Here is a 13,370-nt window from a genome sequence, read left to right on the forward strand (position 1 = left end):
CGCCCAGCCAAAAGCCCCGGCCCGCGTGTCGGGGCTTTTGCATTAAAGCCAAAGACAGACCGGCAGCCCACATACTGAACATTCTTATCTGGCAGCAGAGGATCAATCCATGACCTGGCAAGCCCACGTTACCGTCGCCACCATCGTCGAAGATCAGGGACGCTTCCTGTTCGTCGAAGAAATGAAAGGCGGACGCGCCGTACTCAACCAACCCGCCGGGCACCTCGACCCGAACGAGAGCCTGCAACGTGCGGCAGTGCGGGAGACTCTTGAAGAAACCGGCTGGGATGTCGAACTGACCAGCGTGGTGGGCATTTACCTGTACACCGCGCCGAGCAACGGCGTGACCTACCAGCGGATATGTTTCGCCGCCAAGGCCATACGCCATAACCCTGAATATCAGCTGGACGAAGGCATCGTTGGCGCCGTCTGGCTGACTCGCGACGAACTGCTGGCCCAACAGGAACGCTGGCGCAGCGAGCTGGTACTGCGCTGCCTGGATGATTACCTCAATGCCGAACATTTCAGTCTCGACCTGCTGCGCGACAAGGCGTGAGACTCGACGCCCTCAGCCTGATAGAATCGCGTCCTTTTACAGGTCAGCCGTTGAATCCCCATGCGTGATCCAGCCCCCTCGAACTCAGAAATGAAGCGCGTCATAGTCGGCATGTCCGGCGGCGTGGACTCTTCCGTTTCCGCCGTACTGCTCATGGAGCAGGGTTATCAGGTGGAAGGCTTGTTCATGAAGAACTGGGAAGAAGACGACGGAACGGAATATTGCACCGCCCGCGAAGACCTGGCAGATGCCCAGGCCGTGTGTGACAAGATCGGCATCAAGCTGCACACGGCCAACTTCGCCGCCGAGTACTGGGACAATGTCTTCGAACATTTCCTTGAAGAGTACAAGGCCGGGCGCACCCCCAACCCGGACATCCTCTGCAACCGGGAAATCAAGTTCAAGGCGTTTCTTGACTATGCGCTGATGCTGGGTGCCGACCTGATTGCCACTGGCCACTACGTGCGCCGTCGCGATACCGATGGCCGCACCGAGCTGCTTAAGGGCCTGGACCCGAACAAGGATCAAAGCTACTTCCTGCATGCCGTCGGTGGCGAACAGATCGCCCGGACGCTGTTTCCGGTGGGCGAGCTGGAAAAACCGGAAGTACGTGCCATTGCTGAGAAACACGGCCTGGCGACGGCCAAAAAGAAGGACTCCACCGGAATCTGCTTCATTGGCGAACGCCGTTTCACCGACTTCCTGCGTCAGTACCTGCCCGCCCAGCCTGGAGAGATCAAAACCACCGAAGGTGAAGTCATCGGTCGTCACAGCGGCCTGATGTATCACACCATCGGCCAGCGCCAGGGCCTTGGGATTGGCGGCCTCAAGGACGCCAGCGATGATCCGTGGTACGTGCTGATCAAGGATCTGGACAACAACGAACTGATCGTTGGCCAGGGCAACGACCACCCGTGGCTGTTTTCCCGCGCACTGGTGTCTTCGGAAATCTACTGGGTCAACCCGATTGATCTGAGCAGCCCGCGCAAACTCACGGCCAAAGTCCGTTATCGTCAGGGCGACCAGCCATGCACACTGGAAAAGACCGCCGACGGCTACCGAGCCACATTCGATGATCCGCAGCGGGCCGTCACACCCGGACAGTCTGTGGTGTTCTACGATGGCGAAATATGTCTGGGCGGCGGTGTGATCGAAATTGCCGAACCCTGGACCAGCAAGGACAAGCGTTGATGACCCCGATTCAGGAACAACTGATCGCTCTGGGTGGCGTATTTCAGGCCGCCGTACTGGTCGACCGGATCGCCAAGACCGGACAGGTCAGCGAAGCCGCGCTGAGCTGCATGCTCGGCAGCCTGCTGGTGGTTGACCCGAAGGATACGCTGGACGTCTACGGCGGCGATGACCTCAACCTGCACGAAGGCTATCGCGCCATGGCCAGCGCTCTGGAACGCGACCCTGCAACACTGCAGCGCGAACCGCTGCGTTACGCCCTATCGATGCTCGGCCTGGAGCGACAGCTGGCCAAGCGCGACGACTTGCTCGAAATCATCGGCAGGCGCATCCCGGTGATTCAGTCTCAGGTCGAACATTTCGGTATCGCTCACGAAAACGTGATCGCTGCGACCGGCGCCCTTTATGAAGACACCCTGAGCACCCTGCGCCAACGCATTCAGGTCCAGGGCGACATGCGCAACCTGCAGCAACCGAACAACGCGTCGAAGATTCGCGCCATCCTGCTGGCAGGCATTCGCTCCGCACGCCTGTGGCGACAAGTTGGCGGTCATCGCTGGCAACTGGTGTTCAGCCGTCGCAAGCTATTGAAAGAACTCTACCCATTGCTGCACGGCTGATCCGCCACGCACCAATGACCTTCACCACCACAGGCACGGCGCTGTCTACGCTGGTCAGCGGGCTCCGGTCCGAGTGACTTTTCATGTATGATATTCGCCCTTTTCGTTGCCCGACTGTCCGAGAGCATCCCATGCAGCTTTCTTCGCTCACTGCGGTTTCCCCTGTTGATGGCCGCTACGCCGGCAAAACCCAGGCCTTGCGCCCTATTTTCAGCGAATACGGCCTGATCCGTTTCCGTGTGATGGTTGAAGTTCGCTGGCTCCAGCGTCTGGCGGCCCACCCGCAGATTACCGAAGTCCCGGCGTTCTCTGCGCAAGCCAACGCCATCCTCGACACCCTGGCTGAAGACTTCTCGGTTGAGCACGCCGAGCGCGTGAAAGAGATCGAGCGCACCACCAACCACGACGTCAAAGCCGTTGAGTATCTGCTCAAGGAGCAGGCTGCCAAACTGCCGGAGCTGGACAAGGTCAGCGAGTTCATCCACTTTGCCTGCACCAGCGAGGACATCAACAACCTGTCTCACGGCCTGATGCTGCGTGAAGGCCGTGACACTGTGATGCTGCCGCTGATGCGCCAGATTGCCGATGCTATCCGTGAACTGGCGATCCGCTTCGCCGACGTGCCGATGCTCTCGCGTACCCACGGTCAGCCAGCGTCCCCGACCACGCTGGGCAAGGAATTGGCCAACGTGGTTTACCGTCTGGAACGCCAGATCAACCAGATCGCCGCAGTGCCCTTGCTGGGCAAGATCAACGGTGCGGTCGGCAACTACAATGCCCACCTCTCCGCTTATGCCGATATCGACTGGGAAGCCAACGCACGCGCGTTCATCGAAGACGAGCTGGGGCTGGGCTTCAACCCGTACACCACGCAAATCGAACCGCATGACTACATCGCCGAGCTGTTTGATGCGATTGCGCGTTTCAACACTATCCTGATCGACTTCGACCGCGATATCTGGGGCTATATATCCCTGGGCTACTTCAAGCAGCGCACCATTGCTGGCGAAATCGGCTCGTCGACCATGCCACACAAGGTCAACCCGATCGACTTCGAAAACTCCGAAGGCAATCTGGGCATCGCCAACGCGCTGTTCCAGCATCTGGCGAGCAAACTGCCTGTCTCTCGCTGGCAGCGCGACCTGACTGACTCCACCGTACTGCGCAACCTGGGCGTCGGTTTTGCCCACAGCGTTATTGCTTATGAAGCCAGCCTCAAAGGCATCAGCAAGCTGGAACTGAACGAGCAACGCATTGCTGCCGATCTGGACGCGTGCTGGGAAGTTCTGGCAGAGCCGATTCAGACCGTCATGCGCCGTTACAACATCGAAAACCCATACGAAAAACTGAAAGAACTGACACGCGGCAAGGGCATCGGCCCGGAAGCGCTGCAGACTTTCATCGACGGTCTGGACATGCCTGCCGAAGCAAAGGTCGAGCTGAAGAAGCTCACGCCAGCCAACTACATCGGTAACGCAGCGGCTCAGGCCAAGCGCATCTGACACGCAAAAAAATTGCACACGCCCGGCTGTGCCGGGCGTTTTCATTTCAAGGGCTTACACATGAATCCTGATATTCCTCTGCAACTTCTGGGCGGCATCAGTGCACGCGTTTTTCTGCGTGACTACTGGCAGAAAAAACCACTGCTCATCCGCCAGGCTCTGCCGGACTTTCAAAGCCCGATCGATGCGGACGAGCTGGCTGGCCTTGCTCTAGAGGAAGAAGTCGAGTCCCGCCTGGTCCTCGAACACGGCGAGCGTCCCTGGGAGCTGCGTCGCGGTCCCTTTGCGGAGGATGAATTCAGCAAGCTGCCCGAACGCGACTGGACCCTGCTGGTGCAGGCGGTGGACCAGTTCGTTCCGGAAGTCAGCGAACTGCTGGAAAACTTCCGCTTCCTGCCAAGCTGGCGCATTGACGATGTAATGATCAGCTACGCCGCCCCAGGTGGCAGCGTCGGCCCGCATTTCGATAACTATGACGTGTTCCTGCTTCAGGGCCACGGCAAGCGTCACTGGCAGATCGGCCAAATGTGCGATGCAGAAAGCCCGCTGCTGCAGCATGCCGACCTGCGCATCCTTGCCGAATTCGAAAAAACCGAAGAGTGGACGCTGGAACCGGGCGACATGCTTTACCTGCCGCCACGTCTGGCTCACTGCGGCGTTGCCGTCGACGACTGCCTGACCTACTCGGTCGGTTTCCGCGCGCCAAGCGCTGCCGAGGTCCTGACTCATTTCACCGATTTCCTCAGCCAGTTCATCCCGGATGAAGAGCGCTATACCGACGCTGACGCGCAACCGGTCAGCGATCCGCATCAGATCCAGCACGATGCGCTGGATCGACTCAAAGCGCTGCTGACCGAACACATGAGTGACGAGCGCCTGCTGCTGACCTGGTTCGGCCAGTTCATGACCGAACCGCGCTACCCTGAACTGGTGACCGGCCCGGAACTGGAGGAAGACGACTTGCTCGATAGCCTCGAGCAGGGCGCGGTGCTGATTCGCAACCCGAGTGCAAGACTGGCCTGGTCTGAAGTCGACGACGATCTGCTACTGTTTGCCAGTGGTCAGAGCCGCCTGTTGCCGGGCAGTCTGCGCGAATTGCTTAAACTGATCTGTGCCGCCGACGCATTGCACAGTGAAAACCTCGGCCAATGGTTGGCCGATGACGATGGACGCAATCTGCTTTGCGAACTCGTAAAACAAGGAAGTCTGGGATTTGCCGATGAATAAAGTCACCGTAGCTGTCGCACAATGGCAGAAAAACAACGCCGACATCCGGCGCATACGCGATTCGGTATTCATCGCCGAGCAATCGGTGCCACCGGAGCTGGAGTGGGACGCTGAAGATGCAACTGCCGTGCATTTTCTCGCCTATGAAGGGGAATACGCAGTAGGCACCGCTCGCCTGCTGCCCGACGGTGAAATCGGTCGGCTGTCGGTTCTCAAGGACTGGCGCGGCATGAAAGTCGGTGAAGCGTTGCTCGGTGCGGTGATCCACGAGGCCGAACAACGTGGACTGGAGCCGCTGAAGCTCAGCGCTCAAGTGCAGGCCGTCGAGTTTTACCAGCGCTTCGGGTTTGCCGTGGTCAGTGACGAGTTTCTCGAAGCCGGTTTACCGCACGTCGAAATGCGCCGCGAAACACCTGAAACCTGATTATGTAGGCGTTTTTCAAGGCACTACATGATGATCGCCCTGCTCTTTTTCGCTAGACACTTTTCAGGTCGAGACGAAAAATGCCAGGGCGTTTTTGTGGCGGCCCATTCAGCTTACCCGACTATAGCCGATACACTGGCAAACTCATGCTTTACGCGCTTATCGCGGAGAATGATCATGCCAGTCCTTAACCTGCTTAACGTGGTAATCACCTCAGTGCTGATCGCATTCAGCACTCAGGCCCTTTCAGCGACCGAAGTCGTTCCTCTCAATTACCGCACCAGTGCCGATCTGCTACCCGTAGCTAAATCCTTTCTAGGCACCGAAGGCTCCGTCAGCGCTTATGGCAATCAACTGATTGTCAATGCAGAGTCGCGCAAGATAGAAGAACTTCGCACCCTTATCGCACAACTCGACACCGCACCGAAACGCCTGTTGATTAGCGTCGACACCAGCGACAACGCAACGCGCAACAGCAGTGGCTCACGCGTCATAGAATACGGCACCGCCAGCCGTGAGGGCAGCGTTCAGCAAGTGCAGACCAGCGAAGGTACGCCAGCACTTATCCAGATCGGCCAGAGCGTTCCGCTGACCTCCTCGTCCACGGATTCCTATGGCTACTCCCAAAGCAATACTGAATATCGCAATGTAACCCAGGGCTTTTACGTCACTGCCAGTGTGACCGGCGATACCGTTCACCTGAGCATCAGCACTAACCATGACCGCATGAGTCAGGAGCGCGCTGATGCCATAAAAGTGCAAAGTACCGATAGCCAGGTCAGCGGCCGGCTCGGAGAATGGATCACGCTGGCGAGCAATAGCGATCAATCGGTTGCCGATCAGCGTGGCCTTGCACAACGCTATTCAACCCAGGGTCGCGACGACATGATTTTGCGCGTAAAGGTCGAAACCCTCGAGTAGCCTGCGCTGGCGCGAAACCCAGCACCTACGGGCCTTTTAGTGACTCACCAGTCTGATTACGCAATTATGTAGTGAGATCAAAAAAGCACTACAAATTGTTTGACGACCCCGATACCCCGAGGCATGATTGCCTCGCTCCCGCTGATCGGAGGCTGCGCAAAAAGCCTTTGACTGTCGCTCTCCGAGCAGCGAGCAGCCATCTACAGTGCCTTCGATAAACGAGGCGTTTTGGCGGAGCAGGACTTCTAATCAAGACCTACTTCTCGGGGTTTACAAAATGGCACTGACACGCGAACAACAAATAGCCACTCTCGAAAAAGACTGGGCCGAAAATCCGCGCTGGAAAAACGTGACCCGTACTTACTCCGCAGCCGATGTGGTCCGCTTGCGTGGCTCGGTTCAACCCGAACACACCTTTGCACGGCTGGGCGCTGACAAACTGTGGAACCTGGTGACCCAAGGCGCCAAGCCGTCTTTCCGGCCAGACAAGGACTTCGTCAACTGCATGGGCGCTCTGACCGGCGGTCAGGCCGTGCAGCAGGTCAAGGCCGGTATTCAGGCCATCTACCTATCCGGCTGGCAGGTTGCTGCCGATAACAACTCTGCCGAATCGATGTACCCGGATCAGTCGCTGTACCCGGTCGACTCGGTGCCAACCGTGGTCAAGCGCATCAATAATTCGTTCCGCCGCGCCGATCAAATCCAGTGGAAAGCTGGCAAGGCTCCGGGTGACGAAGGTTATATCGATTATTTCGCGCCAATAGTAGCCGACGCAGAGGCCGGATTCGGCGGCGTGCTCAATGCATACGAGCTGATGAAAAGCATGATCGAGGCGGGGGCCGCCGGTGTGCATTTTGAAGATCAGTTGGCATCGGTGAAGAAATGCGGCCACATGGGCGGCAAAGTGCTTGTCCCGACTCAGGAAGCGGTTCAAAAACTGGTTGCTGCGCGCCTGGCCGCCGACGTGGCCGGTGTGCCGACGATCATTCTGGCCCGCACCGACGCCAACGCTGCCGACTTGCTGACTTCCGATTGCGACCCCTATGACAAGCCGTTCGTGACAGGCGAACGGACTCATGAGGGCTTCTACAAAGTACGTGCCGGTCTGGATCAGGCAATCTCGCGCGGCCTCGCCTACGCGCCTTATGCCGACCTGATCTGGTGTGAAACCGCCAAGCCGGATCTGGACGAGGCACGCCGCTTCGCCGAAGCAATCAAGAAGGAGTACCCGGACCAATTGCTTTCCTACAACTGCTCGCCGTCCTTCAACTGGAAGAAAAACCTCGACGACTCAACCATCGCCAAGTTTCAGCGCGAGCTTTCGGCCATGGGCTACAAGCACCAGTTCATCACCCTGGCGGGCATTCACAACATGTGGCACAGCATGTTCAACCTGGCGCACGACTACGCCCGCAACGACATGACTGCCTACGTGAAGCTACAGGAACAGGAATTCGCCGATGCTGCCAAGGGCTATACCTTCGTGGCCCACCAGCAGGAAGTGGGCACGGGGTATTTCGATGACATGACCACCGTGATTCAGGGCGGCGTATCGTCGGTAACCGCACTGACCGGCTCGACGGAAGAAGAGCAATTCCACTGAGACACCGCGCAACGCGTTGAAAACACAGACCGTCCGTAAGGGCGGTCTGTGTTTTGTGTCAGATAGCGCCTGTATTGATTTCGGACAATGTGCAGCTCACGAACAGATGCTACAAAAACCGCACTTTATAAGCGGTGCCCTGCATAACTATGCTCCGAGTATCCTTTGGCGAACTATGCAGATCCATTTAAATGATATTAATTATCATTCAAATTGTCTTTCATTCCTTTTCGTCACCAAAAAACATAATTAGCCAAAACCTTGCTGAAGCCCGGCTGGCATGCCTTACAGCCCTGATAAAGGACGGCGGGCGATTAATTTCGTAAATAAATTTCATGTAGAAAATTTACTTGCCAACTGTTTGCACATAAAATCAATCCGTTGACCGCACTGCGACATTTCGTCACTGCCTCGACTCTTTATCAAGCACAGAGACCTTTGCTCTCTAACAAGGACTGACAGCATGCCCGAATCGACAGGTCTGATTGCCCATAACTGGGGCTTCGCCATTTTCCTTTTGGGTGTTGTCGGCCTCTGCGCCTTCATGCTCGGCCTTTCCAGCCTGCTCGGAAGCAAGGCCTGGGGCCGCAGCAAGAACGAACCTTTCGAATCCGGCATGCTGCCTACCGGCAGTGCGCGTCTGCGGCTCTCCGCAAAATTCTATCTGGTCGCGATGCTCTTCGTGATCTTTGACATCGAAGCCCTCTTTCTCTTTGCCTGGTCTGTGTCCGTTCGCGAAAGCGGCTGGACCGGATTCGTCGAAGCTCTCGTTTTCATAGCAATTCTGTTGGCAGGTCTTGTCTACCTATGGCGGGTTGGCGCTCTTGACTGGGCTCCTGAAGGTCGCCGTAATCGGCAAGCGAAGCTGAAACAATGAGGCTTTGGCGATGCAATATAATCTCACCAGGATCGACCCGGACGCTCCTAACGAGCAGTACCCCATCGGCAAACGGGAAACCGTTTCCGATCCGTTAGAAGATCAAGTCCACAAAAACATCTACATGGGCAAGCTGGAAGACGTGCTGAATGGTGCGGTCAACTGGGGACGTAAAAACTCCCTGTGGCCCTACAATTTCGGCCTGTCGTGCTGCTATGTGGAAATGACCACCGCCTTCACGGCCCCTCACGATATCGCGCGTTTCGGTGCGGAAGTTATCCGGGCGTCGCCACGGCAGGCGGATTTCATGGTCATTGCCGGTACCTGCTTCATCAAGATGGCACCGATCATCCAGCGTCTCTACGAGCAAATGCTCGAACCCAAGTGGGTCATCTCCATGGGTTCATGTGCCAACTCCGGTGGCATGTACGACATCTACTCAGTGGTCCAGGGGGTGGACAAATTCCTTCCCGTGGATGTCTACGTGCCCGGCTGCCCGCCCCGCCCCGAAGCATTTCTGCAAGGCTTGATGCTGCTGCAGGAATCCATCGGCAAGGAGCGTCGCCCTCTTTCCTGGGTCGTTGGCGATCAAGGCGTATACCGCGCCGAGATGCCGTCGCAAAAGGAACAGCGCCGCGAACAGCGTATTCAGGTGACCAACCTGCGCAGCCCCGACGAAGTCTGATCCAGCCCGTTCTTCTTATAAAAAAGACAGGAACCGGGGTTGATTCTGTACGTTGACCGAAGTGATTGAGACCTATGACTGCAGACAACGCTCTGTACATCCCGCCTTACAAGGCTGACGACCAAGACGTCGTCGTTGAACTGAACAACCGTTTTGGCGCCGAGGCGTTCACTGCCCAGCCAACCCGCACCGACATGCCGGTGCTGTGGGTCGAGCGCGCGCGGCTGTTTGAAATTCTGACGTTCCTGCGCAACGTTCCCAAACCCTACTCCATGCTCTATGACCTGCATGGCGTGGACGAGCGTCTGCGTACCAACCGTCGCGGCCTGCCCGGTGCAGATTTCACCGTGTTCTATCACCTGCTGTCGATCGAGCGAAACAGCGACGTGATGATCAAGGTAGCGCTGTCTGAAAGCGACCTGAGTGTGCCAACCATCACCAGTATCTGGCCAAATGCCAACTGGTATGAGCGCGAAGTCTGGGACATGTTCGGCATCGACTTTCCGGGACACCCGCATCTAAGCCGCATCATGATGCCGCCAACCTGGGAAGGTCACCCGCTGCGCAAGGACTTCCCTGCCCGCGCGACGGAGTTTGACCCCTACAGCCTGACACTCGCCAAACAGCAACTGGAAGAGGAAGCCGCACGTTTCCGTCCGGAAGACTGGGGCATGAAACGTTCTGGCGCGAACGAGGACTACATGTTCCTCAACCTCGGGCCGAACCACCCTTCCGCTCACGGTGCGTTCCGTATCATTCTGCAGCTGGATGGCGAAGAAATCGTCGACTGCGTTCCGGACATCGGCTACCACCACCGTGGTGCAGAGAAGATGGCCGAGCGTCAGTCCTGGCACAGCTTCATCCCGTACACCGACCGCATCGATTATCTCGGCGGGGTGATGAACAACCTGCCTTACGTACTCTCGGTCGAAAAACTGGCAGGCATCAAGGTGCCGGAAAAGGTCGACGTCATCCGCATCATGATGGCCGAGTTTTTCCGTATCACCAGCCATCTGCTGTTCCTGGGTACCTACATCCAGGACGTGGGTGCCATGACGCCGGTGTTCTTTACGTTCACCGACCGCCAGAAAGCCTACACCGTGATCGAAGCCATTACCGGTTTCCGTCTGCATCCGGCCTGGTATCGCATCGGCGGGGTTGCCCACGACCTGCCTCGTGGCTGGGAAAAACTGGTCAAGGACTTCGTCGACTGGCTGCCCAAGCGCCTCGACGAATACACCAAGGCTGCCCTGCAGAACAGCATCCTCAAGGGTCGTACCGTGGGCGTTGCCGCGTACAACACCAAAGAGGCCCTGGAATGGGGCGTCACCGGTGCAGGCCTGCGCTCCACCGGCTGCGATTTCGACTTGCGCAAGGCACGCCCTTACTCCGGCTACGAGAACTTCGAGTTTGAAGTACCGCTGGCCGCGAACGGCGACGCTTACGACCGCTGCATGGTCCGCGTAGAAGAGATGCGCCAGAGCATCAAGATCATCGATCAGTGTATGCGCAACATGCCGGAAGGCCCGTACAAGGCGGATCATCCGCTGACCACGCCGCCACCGAAAGAGCGCACCCTGCAGCACATCGAAACCCTGATCACGCACTTCCTGCAGGTTTCGTGGGGCCCGGTCATGCCGGCCAACGAGTCCTTCCAGATGATCGAAGCGACCAAGGGTATCAACAGCTATTACCTGACGAGCGACGGCGGCACCATGAGCTACCGTACCCGGATCCGCACCCCGAGTTACCCGCACCTGCAGCAGATCCCTTCGGTGATCAAAGGCAGCATGGTCGCGGACTTGATCGCGTACCTGGGTAGTATCGATTTCGTTATGGCCGACGTGGACCGCTAAGCATGAATAGCCCGCTAATCCAGACTGACCGTTTCGCCCTGAGCGAAACCGAGCGCTCGGCCATCGAGCACGAGATGCATCACTACGAAGACCCACGTGCGGCGTCCATCGAGGCCCTGAAGATCGTTCAGAAAGAGCGTGGATGGGTGCCCGATGGTGCCATCTACGCAATCGGCGATTTGCTCGGCATCCCCGCCAGCGACGTCGAAGGTGTTGCAACCTTTTACAGCCAGATCTTCCGCCAGCCGGTCGGACGTCACATCATTCGCGTCTGCAACAGCATGGTGTGCTTCATCGGCGGCCACGAAAACGTGGTCGACGAGATCAAGAGCTCACTGGGCATCGGCCTGGGTCAGACCACCGCTGACGGTCGCTTCACCTTGCTGCCGGTCTGCTGCCTCGGCAACTGTGACAAGGCGCCGGCCGTGATGGTCGACGACGACACTTTCGGCGATGTACAGCCTGCTGGCGTTGCCAAGATGCTGGAGGGTTACCTATGACCATCACTTCCTTCGGCCCTGCCAACCGCATTGCGCGCACGGCAGAAACCCATCCGCTGACCTGGCGTCTGCGTGACGACGGCGAGCCGGTCTGGCTCGACGAGTATCAGGCCAAAGACGGTTATGCAGCAGCGCGCAAGGCGCTGACGCAACAGTCGCCTGACGATATCGTCCAGTCGGTCAAGGACTCGGGCCTCAAAGGCCGCGGCGGTGCGGGCTTCCCTACCGGCGTCAAATGGGGCCTGATGCCCAAAGACGAATCCATGAACATCCGCTATCTGCTGTGCAATGCGGATGAGATGGAACCCAACACCTGGAAAGACCGCATGCTGATGGAGCAACTGCCCCATCTGCTGGTCGAGGGCATGCTGATCAGTGCCCGTGCGTTGAAAGCCTATCGTGGCTACATCTTCCTGCGTGGAGAATACGTAACGGCCGCCAAGCACTTGAACCGCGCCGTGGCCGAAGCGAAGGCTGCCGGCCTGCTGGGCAAGAACATCCTCGGCACCGGCTTCGACTTTGAACTGTTCGTACACACCGGTGCCGGTCGTTACATCTGCGGTGAAGAAACCGCGCTGATCAACTCGCTGGAAGGCCGCCGCGCCAACCCGCGCTCCAAGCCGCCCTTCCCTGCTGCCGTAGGCGTCTGGGGCAAACCGACCTGTGTAAACAACGTCGAAACCCTGTGCAACGTGCCCGCCATCGTCAACAACGGCAACGACTGGTACAAGTCGCTGGCCCGCGAAGGAAGTGAAGACCACGGCACCAAGCTGATGGGCTTCTCCGGCAAGGTTAAAAACCCGGGTTTGTGGGAGCTGCCATTTGGCGTACAGGCTCGCGAACTGTTCGAAGACTACGCCGGCGGCATGCGCGATGGGTTCAAGCTCAAGTGCTGGCAACCCGGCGGCGCCGGTACGGGTTTCCTGCTGCCAGAGCATCTGGACGCCCAGATGTACGCAGGCGGTATTGCCAAGGTCGGTACCCGGATGGGCACCGGTCTGGCGATGGCCGTCGACGATTCGGTCAACATGGTTTCACTGCTGCGCAACATGGAAGAGTTCTTCGCTCAGGAGTCCTGCGGCTTCTGCACCCCATGCCGCGACGGTTTGCCATGGAGCGTGAAAATGCTTCGTGCCATCGAGAAGGGTCAGGGGCAGCCGGGGGATATCGAAACCCTGCTGGGTCTGGTCAATTTCCTCGGCCCAGGCAAGACCTTCTGCGCTCATGCACCGGGCGCTGTTGAACCGCTGGGCAGCGCGATCAAGTATTTCCGTTCGGAGTTCGAAGCCGGTATTGCGCCAGCCAGCGCAACCACGCTCGTCCCGGGCAAAAGTCCGACCGTGGTCGGCGCATAACAAGACACAACGGCCGGCGGCTGTTCGGGCTGCCGTCCTCGTACCTGCTGACG

At 58.1% G+C, this 13,370-nt stretch carries 13 protein-coding genes; all 13 read left to right on the plus strand.

All coding sequences use genetic code 11. The features are described 5' to 3' along the window. The first annotated feature begins 109 nt into the window (after positions 1 to 109). The 13 genes from AC4ANE_RS16860 to nuoF all read left to right on the plus strand — a co-directional run bounded on the left by AC4ANE_RS16860 (position 110) and on the right by nuoF (position 13,317). Entirely contained in the window at positions 110 to 556 is a 447-nt protein-coding gene (locus tag AC4ANE_RS16860; RefSeq protein WP_002554004.1) for an NUDIX hydrolase, read from the plus strand. A gap of 60 nt (positions 557 to 616) precedes the next feature. Next, positions 617 to 1,747 (plus strand): tRNA 2-thiouridine(34) synthase MnmA, encoded by a 1,131-nt coding sequence (mnmA, locus tag AC4ANE_RS16865; RefSeq protein ID WP_031596352.1) that lies wholly within the window; start codon positions 617 to 619, stop codon positions 1,745 to 1,747. Further along, positions 1,747 to 2,367: a high frequency lysogenization protein HflD gene (gene hflD / locus AC4ANE_RS16870; protein WP_002554006.1), complete on the plus strand. Its 621-nt coding sequence runs from the start codon at positions 1,747 to 1,749 to the stop codon at positions 2,365 to 2,367. The genes mnmA and hflD overlap by 1 nt, the downstream gene beginning before the upstream one ends. Positions 2,368 to 2,498: 131 nt before the next feature. Further along, positions 2,499 to 3,869: an adenylosuccinate lyase gene (gene purB, locus AC4ANE_RS16875; RefSeq protein WP_031596353.1), complete on the plus strand. Its 1,371-nt coding sequence runs from the start codon at positions 2,499 to 2,501 to the stop codon at positions 3,867 to 3,869. A 60-nt stretch (positions 3,870 to 3,929) separates the two neighbouring features. Continuing rightward, positions 3,930 to 5,096, plus strand: a complete 1,167-nt coding sequence (locus tag AC4ANE_RS16880) for a ribosomal protein uL16 3-hydroxylase (protein ID WP_002554007.1) — start codon at positions 3,930 to 3,932, stop codon at positions 5,094 to 5,096. Continuing rightward, entirely contained in the window at positions 5,089 to 5,520 is a 432-nt protein-coding gene (locus AC4ANE_RS16885; protein ID WP_002554008.1) for a GNAT family N-acetyltransferase, read from the plus strand. The genes AC4ANE_RS16880 and AC4ANE_RS16885 overlap by 8 nt, the downstream gene beginning before the upstream one ends. 177 nt (positions 5,521 to 5,697) lie before the next feature. Then, positions 5,698 to 6,441: a secretin N-terminal domain-containing protein gene (locus AC4ANE_RS16890; RefSeq protein ID WP_002554009.1), complete on the plus strand. Its 744-nt coding sequence runs from the start codon at positions 5,698 to 5,700 to the stop codon at positions 6,439 to 6,441. 277 nt (positions 6,442 to 6,718) lie between these two features. Continuing rightward, positions 6,719 to 8,044, plus strand: coding sequence for an isocitrate lyase (aceA, locus tag AC4ANE_RS16895; protein WP_002554010.1), 1,326 nt, complete (start codon positions 6,719 to 6,721; stop codon positions 8,042 to 8,044). A 463-nt stretch (positions 8,045 to 8,507) separates the two neighbouring features. Beyond that, entirely contained in the window at positions 8,508 to 8,921 is a 414-nt protein-coding gene (locus AC4ANE_RS16900; protein WP_002554011.1) for an NADH-quinone oxidoreductase subunit A, read from the plus strand. Between the two features lie 10 nt (positions 8,922 to 8,931). Beyond that, positions 8,932 to 9,606, plus strand: a complete 675-nt coding sequence (locus tag AC4ANE_RS16905) for a NuoB/complex I 20 kDa subunit family protein (RefSeq protein WP_002554012.1) — start codon at positions 8,932 to 8,934, stop codon at positions 9,604 to 9,606. Positions 9,607 to 9,680: 74 nt separating this feature from the next. After that, positions 9,681 to 11,462: an NADH-quinone oxidoreductase subunit C/D gene (nuoC, locus tag AC4ANE_RS16910; protein WP_460408419.1), complete on the plus strand. Its 1,782-nt coding sequence runs from the start codon at positions 9,681 to 9,683 to the stop codon at positions 11,460 to 11,462. A gap of 2 nt (positions 11,463 to 11,464) precedes the next feature. Next, positions 11,465 to 11,962: an NADH-quinone oxidoreductase subunit NuoE gene (nuoE, locus tag AC4ANE_RS16915; RefSeq protein WP_002554014.1), complete on the plus strand. Its 498-nt coding sequence runs from the start codon at positions 11,465 to 11,467 to the stop codon at positions 11,960 to 11,962. Next, positions 11,959 to 13,317: an NADH-quinone oxidoreductase subunit NuoF gene (gene nuoF, locus AC4ANE_RS16920; RefSeq protein ID WP_002554015.1), complete on the plus strand. Its 1,359-nt coding sequence runs from the start codon at positions 11,959 to 11,961 to the stop codon at positions 13,315 to 13,317. Before nuoE ends, nuoF begins: the two co-directional genes overlap by 4 nt. Positions 13,318 to 13,370 lie beyond the last annotated feature (53 nt).

It is taken from the genome of Pseudomonas sp. Pme6b (genome assembly GCF_058129925.1).